7 protein-coding genes are annotated in these 7,869 nt (G+C 60.0%); all 7 read right to left on the minus strand.

Translation table 11 applies throughout. From position 1 onward, the window contains the following. Positions 1-123 precede the first annotated feature (123 nt). Positions 124-1,242, minus strand: coding sequence for an HlyD family secretion protein (locus tag IYY11_RS01905; protein ID WP_196402431.1), 1,119 nt, complete (start codon positions 1,240-1,242; stop codon positions 124-126). Next, positions 1,242-1,970: an ABC transporter ATP-binding protein gene (locus tag IYY11_RS01910; RefSeq protein ID WP_196402432.1), complete on the minus strand. Its 729-nt coding sequence runs from the start codon at positions 1,968-1,970 to the stop codon at positions 1,242-1,244. Before IYY11_RS01910 ends, IYY11_RS01905 begins: the two co-directional genes overlap by 1 nt. After that, complete coding sequence (locus tag IYY11_RS01915) at positions 1,967-3,175, minus strand: ABC transporter permease (protein ID WP_196402433.1); 1,209 nt, start codon at positions 3,173-3,175, stop codon at positions 1,967-1,969. Before IYY11_RS01915 ends, IYY11_RS01910 begins: the two co-directional genes overlap by 4 nt. A gap of 146 nt (positions 3,176-3,321) precedes the next feature. Then, positions 3,322-3,846: a hypothetical protein gene (locus IYY11_RS01920; protein WP_196402434.1), complete on the minus strand. Its 525-nt coding sequence runs from the start codon at positions 3,844-3,846 to the stop codon at positions 3,322-3,324. A gap of 187 nt (positions 3,847-4,033) precedes the next feature. After that, on the minus strand, positions 4,034-5,248 hold the full coding sequence (locus tag IYY11_RS01925; protein ID WP_196402435.1) for a glycosyltransferase: 1,215 nt from the start codon (positions 5,246-5,248) through the stop codon (positions 4,034-4,036). A 64-nt stretch (positions 5,249-5,312) separates the two neighbouring features. Beyond that, complete coding sequence (locus IYY11_RS01930; RefSeq protein WP_196402436.1) at positions 5,313-6,116, minus strand: FkbM family methyltransferase; 804 nt, start codon at positions 6,114-6,116, stop codon at positions 5,313-5,315. A gap of 38 nt (positions 6,117-6,154) precedes the next feature. Beyond that, on the minus strand, positions 6,155-7,869 hold a 1,715-nt coding region (locus IYY11_RS01935; protein ID WP_246719562.1), incomplete at its 5' end, for a 4'-phosphopantetheinyl transferase superfamily protein.

Here is a 7,869-nt window from a genome sequence, read left to right on the forward strand (position 1 = left end):
GCGCGAGCGAGCTTAACCATTTTGGCGCTCTCCTTCTGATAGCCCCTGTTAGGATAATTCCGGCGCTCGCCGGGGCGTTATCTAGAATTAGCCAATCAATTCGCGCGACTTCCTCGCGCTCCGTCAGTCGCGCGCGATGGCGAATCGCCCCGCGGATTTTTGTGCCTTCATTGGTTGGAGCCAACCTGTCTGCGCCGAGAGCGGGTGGACCAAAAAATAAGCGTCAACGCGCAGCCCGACGGGCAATTTCACGCCGGGGTCGAGATCTATAAGAACCTGCAGCGCCTTGGCGTCGACGCGATCGGTCGGCCGACCGGTCTGAACCATCTTGGAACCCATTCTGGACGATACGCGGAAAACTCTTCCGCCGAATTTCTGATTTGGGAACGCGTCCGCAGTGACCTCGACGCGCTGCCCGGCGACAATTTTCCCGACGTCGGTCTCATCGACGTCCGCGCGCACGCGCAGACCGCGAACATTGCCGACGATGGCGATCGGCGTCGGCGGCACGTGCGTCACGGCTTCGCCGGCGACGCGAGAGCGACGCAGGATCGTGCCCGCGATCGGCGACCGAACCAGCGTCTTTTCCAAAAGCGCCTCCGACAGCGCCACATCCGCCTCCGCGAGCCGCACCCGCGCGCGCGCCGCCGCGAGATCTTCGGCGCGCGGCGGAGCCTCGAGCATCGCGAGCCTTTCCGCGATCGCCGCGCGCCGCGCCTTGTTGACGTTCCAGTGGGACGTGGCCTGATCAAGCGCCGCTTGGGGCGAAACGCCACTCTTGGTGAGCGGCAGCCGCCGCTCATGTTCGCGTCGCGCCAAATCGAGCGCCGCGTCCGCCTCCATCAGAGCATCCCTCGCCTCTCGGCGCTCCTCGGCGCGCGCGCCATTGGTGAGGCGCTCGAGTTCGGCCTGCCGCAGCGCAAGCGCCGCGCGTGCGGACTCCAGTCGAGCAACCTGCTCGGTATTATCGAGCGCCGCGATGATCTGACCGGCCGCCACCTCATCGTTCTCCTCGACCCGCATCTCGCGGATGACGCCTGTCGCTTGCGCGGCGATTTCGCGCTCCTCGCCTTCAGGCTCCACCATGCCCGGCGCGGCGGCGACATGCTGCGCAACTCCGGCGAGCGACGTTGTGGCGCGAGCGGTTGATTGCGTGCTCTCGATCGACTGAAAGAGAAAGAGGCTCAGCGCGGCCAGGCCGAGGAAAGTCAGAATTGCGACGACGCGTGACGACATTTTCATCACAAGGCTCCCATTGCGTGCAGGGGAGATGGACCGCGCGGCGTCGCCAAACGCTCGGCGATTTGTCCATCTTCGAGATGTATCACCCGATCCCCGAATTGAAGGATACGCGGATCATGGGTGACGATGACCACCGCTCGCTCCTGCTGATGCGCAAGCATCTGCAAAAGCTCAATGGCGCGAAGTCCGCTTTCTGCGTCCAGCGCGGCAGTCGGTTCGTCGGCCATCAGGATCTTGGGATCGCCGGCCAGAGCGCGCGCGATCGCGACGCGCTGTCTCTGGCCGCTACTCAACTGAGAGGGAAAGGAATCGAGTCGGTGACCTAAGCCCACCGATTTCAGGAGTTCGCGCGCGCGCTCCCGAGCAATCTGCCGGGACACTCCGAGAAGATCGAGCATCACCATCACGTTTTCCGTGGCGGTCAGCACGGGGAACAGATTGTAGGCTTGAAAAATGAAGCCGAAATATTTCAGCCGCAGCGCTGCGAGCTCCTCTTCGCCGAGCGCCTGCGTGTTTTTTCCATAAAGCGTCACGACTCCGCTCGAAGGGCTGAGCAGCCGACCCAGAATATGGAGCAGCGTCGTCTTACCGCTGCCCGACGGTCCCACCAACATCAGCAACTCGCCGGCGTAGACCTCAACGTCAATGTCACGCAGCACGGTGACCGGCGTCGGCCCGGTGTCGAAGGAATGACTGACGCCAGAGGCGCTGATGACGGCGCGTTTCATCTGAACACCTTCACTGGATCAATTGATGTGATCTTGCTGATCGACACGAGCGAGGCGCCGACGCACATCACCACGGTGACGGCCCCGATGCCTAGAGCAAGCCAGGCTGGGACAAGCGGCGGCGAACTCATGTTCCGGCCGAGATACACAAGCACCGCCACGGCGCCGATCCCGACGACGCTTCCGATCAGACCGCCGATCACCGCCTGTTCAATGACGATCTTGTAGAGATACCATCGCGGCCCGCCCATCGCACGAATGACTGCGTATTCGGGAAGACGATCCATGGTGCTGGCGTAGAGCGTTTGGGCGACGATCACGACGCCAACAAAAAGCGCAAGCAGCGAAGAGCAGATGATCGAAATGCCCGCGCCCGTGGTCAGAAGCCAGTATTTCTGGCTGTTGGCCGCAAATTCGCGCGAGGTCATTACGTCGACGTCTGGCATTCGGGCGGACAGTCTCTCGATCACCGTCGCCGGATCCTGACCGGGGGCGAGCCGGATCAACACGTAAGTGATGAGATTGTCTGTTCGACCCAGCAGCGATCGCGCGTTACGTAGCGAGGTGAAGACATAGGGCGATTGCGTGAATGTTCTTATTCCGTCCGTAAAGCCGACGACCCGCGCCCGGCGATCATTAATTTCAACGAGTTGATTGAGGCCGGTAACACCAAGCTTTTCGGCGTAGAGTCGATCGATGATAATCCCGTCGGGGCTGGATAGCGCCTCTCGGAAGCTTTGCCCGGCGGGCAAAGTCAGCGGCAACCCCATCTCGGCGCCCGGTTCGACGCCAATGAGGATGACAATCTGCCGAATCCCGTCGGCGCGCTTCCAAAAGCCGAAATGCAGAAGATAAGGCTCGGCGACGGCGACGCCTTCCACCGCCAGAGACTGGAATCTGCGTCTGCCGTCGATAGGCGTTGCAAGATCCACGCTCGGAACGCCATGCGCGGCGACCCAAAGATCCGCGCCGGCATGGTCCACGACGGTCGACGTCGTGTGAAGAAAATTAAGGAGCATGCCCAACTGAATGCCGACGAGGATTGTCGAGAAGGCAATTCCGACGAGCGTCACGGCGAAACGGACTCGATCGTGGACGAGGTTTCGCCAAGCGATGAGAAGCGTCAGACTCGGACGCGTCCATGCAACGCCGCTGCGTCCGCCAAATTGTCTCGTGGCGAGGCCAATTTCTTTTCCTAGCGACATTTCGAAAGGCTCCCGCAGCTATTCTCGCTCTTCAAGCTCACCCTGCCGGTGACTGCGCACAGCGCCAGGGGACATATTCTCTCCGCTCGCAACCTCGAATTGCGCAGCCGACGGACTGCGTCCTGGCGCCTCACTGACGCCTGAACCTAACGCAGCCGGCTCGCCGCTTCTCTGGTCTCTACGACTTCAGCGGCGTCCTTCGTCAGCCGTATGGCGTCACGATTGACTTGGATCTTTCTTCGCCTGAAGCCGAATCTCCACGATGGCGCCATTGACGCCAATCTTGTCCATGTCGACACAGCTTGGTCATCCGTACGATCGTCCCAGGCGTCCTCGATCGAGCGCATGATGAAGCGCCCGATAAACTGCATCTCGTCCGAGCGATGCCTGACCTCGCCGCTCGTCAAGCGCTCGATTTCACTGACGGCGTCGGTTGCCGGCGCCACTCTCAGTTCAGACGCCTTGCGCCGTGCAAGCTCGTTGATCAGCGTTTCGCCGGTCATTGAATAGAGAACGTAGACGGGGCAAACGTCTATCGCCGAGTCGCACTCGCTACGATCGATCTCGAAGTAGCAGTATCGACTTCCGTACCAGGAATGGCCCTCGTGCGGACAACTTTCGTCCTTGCGAACCCATTCGATTTTTAGATCTTGATCAGGAAGGAAATACATCGCAGTCCCTCCGTTAGAGGAGTAACAACGTTCGCGCAAAACCGTTCCCTCGATTCCAGCGAATTTCCGCTAAACGCGCATCGTCTTATCGGATGACGCCGCCACAGAACGCTTCGGAGAACGAAAACATCAGTACGCTTGCTCTGCAGGCCGGACATCATGATTCCTTTGACACAACGCAGCCGCCCTAAATCGCGCGCGGATCGGGAAGATCGCGTTTCCAGATGACGGTCTGATTAGGGCCGAGCAGTTCATAGCCGATCCCGCGCCAAACGATGCGTCGAGAGAAGCACGATACGATCACGTTCCAGAGGGCCAGAGGCGCCACCAGAGGCATTACGCCAAGATAGGCCCATCGAAGCCGTCTCAACTCGTCGCGATGCTGCGGCAGAATGCGCATCGCAAAGGCGGTCTGCAGCCAGCACTGTAAGACCATTGCAAACGCCATGCCGGGCAGCAGCACGCTGACGACGCCATCGGGAAGAGCTTGTTGGGCGAAGGCTCTGTAGAGAAGCGCAGCGACGAGCGCGAAGAGCGCGCAGAAGTATAGCGTCAGCGCCACGATCTCCCGCCACGCGCGCGGCATATAAACTCGCGTCAGGATGATCTGGCGGTTCGTGAATTCCAGAACGTCGCTCAAGCTCGCGTCGCCGCGCGAGGCGACGAGACAGCGGGGCACGAATTGAATGCGCCTCCCATGCGAACGGACCGCGGTCGTCACGCTGCCGTCGTCGCTCACCCCTCCCCGCCAGCGTCGCCGGATTTCTAGGTTTTCGAAATCAACGCGGCGCATCGCCATAGTCCCTCCCCAGGCGAAGCTCGACTCATCGCCAAACAAGAACAGCGATTGCGCGTTCCAGGCGCTCAACAGCAGAGACCCGAGGCCGCTGCCGGCCGGAAGATACCAGCGATAGCCGGTGGCGACGCCCACTTCAGGGTCCGCGAGTCCCGCGACCAGATTGGTCAGCCAATCCGTTTGCGGCTGAGCGTCGGAATCACAAAAGGCGATGATCTCAATGTCGGGAAAGAACTCATCAAGAGCGTCGACCGCAGTGGTGAGATTATGAACCTTTTGTCCGCAGGCCGCGGCGGGTCCAGCAGTGATCAGTCGCGCCGGAGGCGAAGCGCCCTCGATCAGGCCCTTGATCAACTTATGCGCCGGATCTTCCTCGCTCTCGGTCACAAACAGCAGCCCGTAGTTATTGTAGTCCTGGCGCAACAACCGCCGAACGGTCTCGACCAGAGCGTCATCTATCCCCTTACACGGCAAGATGACAGCTGCTTTTGGCTGCTCTGTTCGCAAGGACGGCGCGCGGCGGAAACACTTTGCGAAACGTAGCATCGGCGCAAGCACCACGAACAGCTGCAGCCCTACGAAAGAAATAATCAACGCATAAAGCATATTCTGCTCCTCGGAATAGCATCAGCCAACCAGGCCTGAGCGGAAATCAACGCCACCATTCTCCTCACTTGGTCGCGTAAACGGTGTGCACGCGAAACTCCCTCATCTGCGGATCCTGCTCATCGTCGATGCGCCGGAAGCCGGCGGCCTGAAGCAGGCTCCGCACCTTGTTCAATCGGCCTTCAACGTCGTGCACTTCGACGACGATCTTCTTGATCTTTCCCCAGTCGTCGGCTGTGACGCCCTGCAGGATGTCGAGTTCAGCCATTTCGGCATCGATCTTCACGAGATCGATGCGTGTGAGTTCATGGTCGCGAATTGCGTCTGAGAGCGACAACGCCTGACACGAAACGCGTCGGCCGCGGAGCAGGACTTTAAGAAGAATGCGCAGAGCGATTTCCTGCGGCTTGGGCGGCAGGCGCTGTATCCATCGCAAAAATGGCGGGAACTGAGGCAGTATGTCTCGAAAGCCAAGTCGAACCGACGCTGCGTTCGGATCATAGGGATAGGCTGTCGACATCGAGGTCAGCAGCGGATAGTGCGTGAATTCGATCGCGCCGCTCTCTCGTGAGAGGGCGTAGGGCAAGGTGACAAGGCTATCGAGCTTGTACTTCTTGGCGTTGGCCGTGAGGCATTTGAATAGGTCTGGAATCGGCTCAAAGGCGAGAATTTTTACGGCGCGTTTCCCCCAATCGCACGCGGTCAAGGTAAAGAGTCCGATGTTCGCGCCGACGTCGACGATGGTGTCTCCCTCCTCAATTTCGATCCCATGTTTGAAGTAGGGCGCGATCTGTCCAAAAATGATGGGGGCCTCCAAAGGATTCACACAGAACACCCGCTGTTCATTGGGAAGCATCGTCTGCAGCATGATCCCCTCCTCGGCGAATGCCGCCAAATGGTTTCCGATTACGCGACGGACTGCTCCAAGTCTGCGTAGGCGATAATGAATCCGTCAGCTTCGATCGTCGAAACGCGCGCGCACGCGTTCCTGTCCTTGTGCGAAAGCACGATCTGTCCGTCACCGGTCATTTCGGTTGCCTCCATCGCAAGCGGTTTGCCCTCAAGACCGACGCCCAAGAGCTTGCCGAGCGCCTCCTTCGCGCACCACAGCCGGGTCAACCAAGCGTCGCGTTCTTGGACGGGATAACGAGCGATCATTTCGCGTTCCTTCGCTGAGGCGAAGGCTTCGACAACGCCGACGTCGCGAGCGGCGATACGCTCTATATCAACGCCGATGTCATGCTCGTGAGCGACCGCTATCGCTCGTTCTTCGCAATGAGAAATGCTCACCGACGGCGCGGATCCCCAACTCGGCGCGGGCTTGACGAACGGTCGTCCGCGTTCATCCGAAGAGATGGCGAACGTCGCCGGATGCGACATCTCCCCTTGCTGTCGCTTCGCCACCCACAGGCGGACTGCGTCCTTGGCCGCGACGCGGCCATAGAGCCACTGCCGCTGGCGCTGGGGAAAACGCTCCAGTTCTTTGTAGGACAGCATTTCGTCGGCGCTCAGACAATAGCGCGCGAGCAAGGCAGGATCGAATTGCTTCAGCTCGGCGCTGGAAAGCATCAATGAAATCGAGCCCTCGAAATGCGGCGCGGGCGCCGGCGTCGTTAACAAGTGTCTGTCGGGCTGACGACGGAAATCCACCAGGCGCTTTTCCCAGCGAAACTTCCATGTCCGCCAGCCTGAAATTCGCATCCAAACGCCGCCTTCGCCATCTTGCACCTCGACGTCGGCGACGAGCGTCTTGCCTTCCGACTGCAAGATCTCAACGCGCACAGGCGCGCGCGTTCCGACGGGCGGGGTCGGACGATAAATTTCAAGCTTCGTGAGACCGATCGGGAAGACGTAGCGCTCTTGCTCCATCGCCCAGAGTCCGACGATCTGACCCACCGCGTCGAGTAAGCAGGGGTCCGTCAGAAGTTGCGGAGAACGCGTCGATCCAAAAAGCTCTTCGGGAGACCGCACACAAAGCTCGCCGATGATTCCTTCGTCTCCGAGAACGAATTCTCCAACGAGACATTGAAAGCTCGGTCCGTGAAACATGTGCCGCTCGGCATAGATTTCATCGGCTGTGAGCGAGTGTGCGCGCGCGTTGCTCAAATCGCTAAAGGTCGGCGACAATTCGACCAAGTAGCGATCTCCGAAAAGAACAGTCGCAGTGATCGCGGGAGAGCTTTTACCTTCGACGTAAATGGCGGCGGAAATGCTGAAGGCCCCGCGCTCTGCATCGTGACGAACAATCTGCGTCACGATGTTTAGCGCGAGTTCGTCAACGTCCTCGAGATCAATCCAGGTCACCGAGCGTACGTCTTCAAATCCGAGCAGACCGCAGCCCGGCGCGAGACACGCCGCCGCCTCGGCCATGATTTCGAGGCTCATCGTCATCGGCACGACCGGCAAACAGGCTGACGTCGGCTTTATGCCAGGCGCATGAACGAAAGCGTGATCGGCGAGGTAGAGATCTTCGTTGACGCTGAGTTTGCGCTCGATCGTGATGCGCTCGCCGGGAACGTAATCGAGCACGGAACCGATGAACGGCATGCGCGGTTCGCTCGTGTCCGCCTCTTGGATCTGATCAGAGCTTTCCGCGCCCGCTCTTGCCATCGGGCTGGTCC

Origin of the sequence: Methylocystis sp. H62 (assembly GCF_015709515.1) — a bacterium.
Classification (GTDB): Bacteria; Pseudomonadota; Alphaproteobacteria; order Rhizobiales; family Beijerinckiaceae; genus Methylocystis.

Excerpts from the sequence above, each read along its gene's own strand:
- IYY11_RS01905 (WP_196402431.1), bottom strand. The coding sequence starts at position 1,242 with ATGAAAATGTCGTCACGCGTCGTCGCAATTCTGACTTTCCTCGGCCTG.
- IYY11_RS01910 (WP_196402432.1), bottom strand. The coding sequence starts at position 1,970 with ATGAAACGCGCCGTCATCAGCGCCTCTGGCGTCAGTCATTCCTTCGAC.
- IYY11_RS01915 (WP_196402433.1), bottom strand. The coding sequence starts at position 3,175 with ATGTCGCTAGGAAAAGAAATTGGCCTCGCCACGAGACAATTTGGCGGA.
- IYY11_RS01920 (WP_196402434.1), bottom strand. The coding sequence starts at position 3,846 with ATGTATTTCCTTCCTGATCAAGATCTAAAAATCGAATGGGTTCGCAAG.
- IYY11_RS01925 (WP_196402435.1), bottom strand. The coding sequence starts at position 5,248 with ATGCTTTATGCGTTGATTATTTCTTTCGTAGGGCTGCAGCTGTTCGTG.
- IYY11_RS01930 (WP_196402436.1), bottom strand. The coding sequence starts at position 6,116 with ATGCTGCAGACGATGCTTCCCAATGAACAGCGGGTGTTCTGTGTGAAT.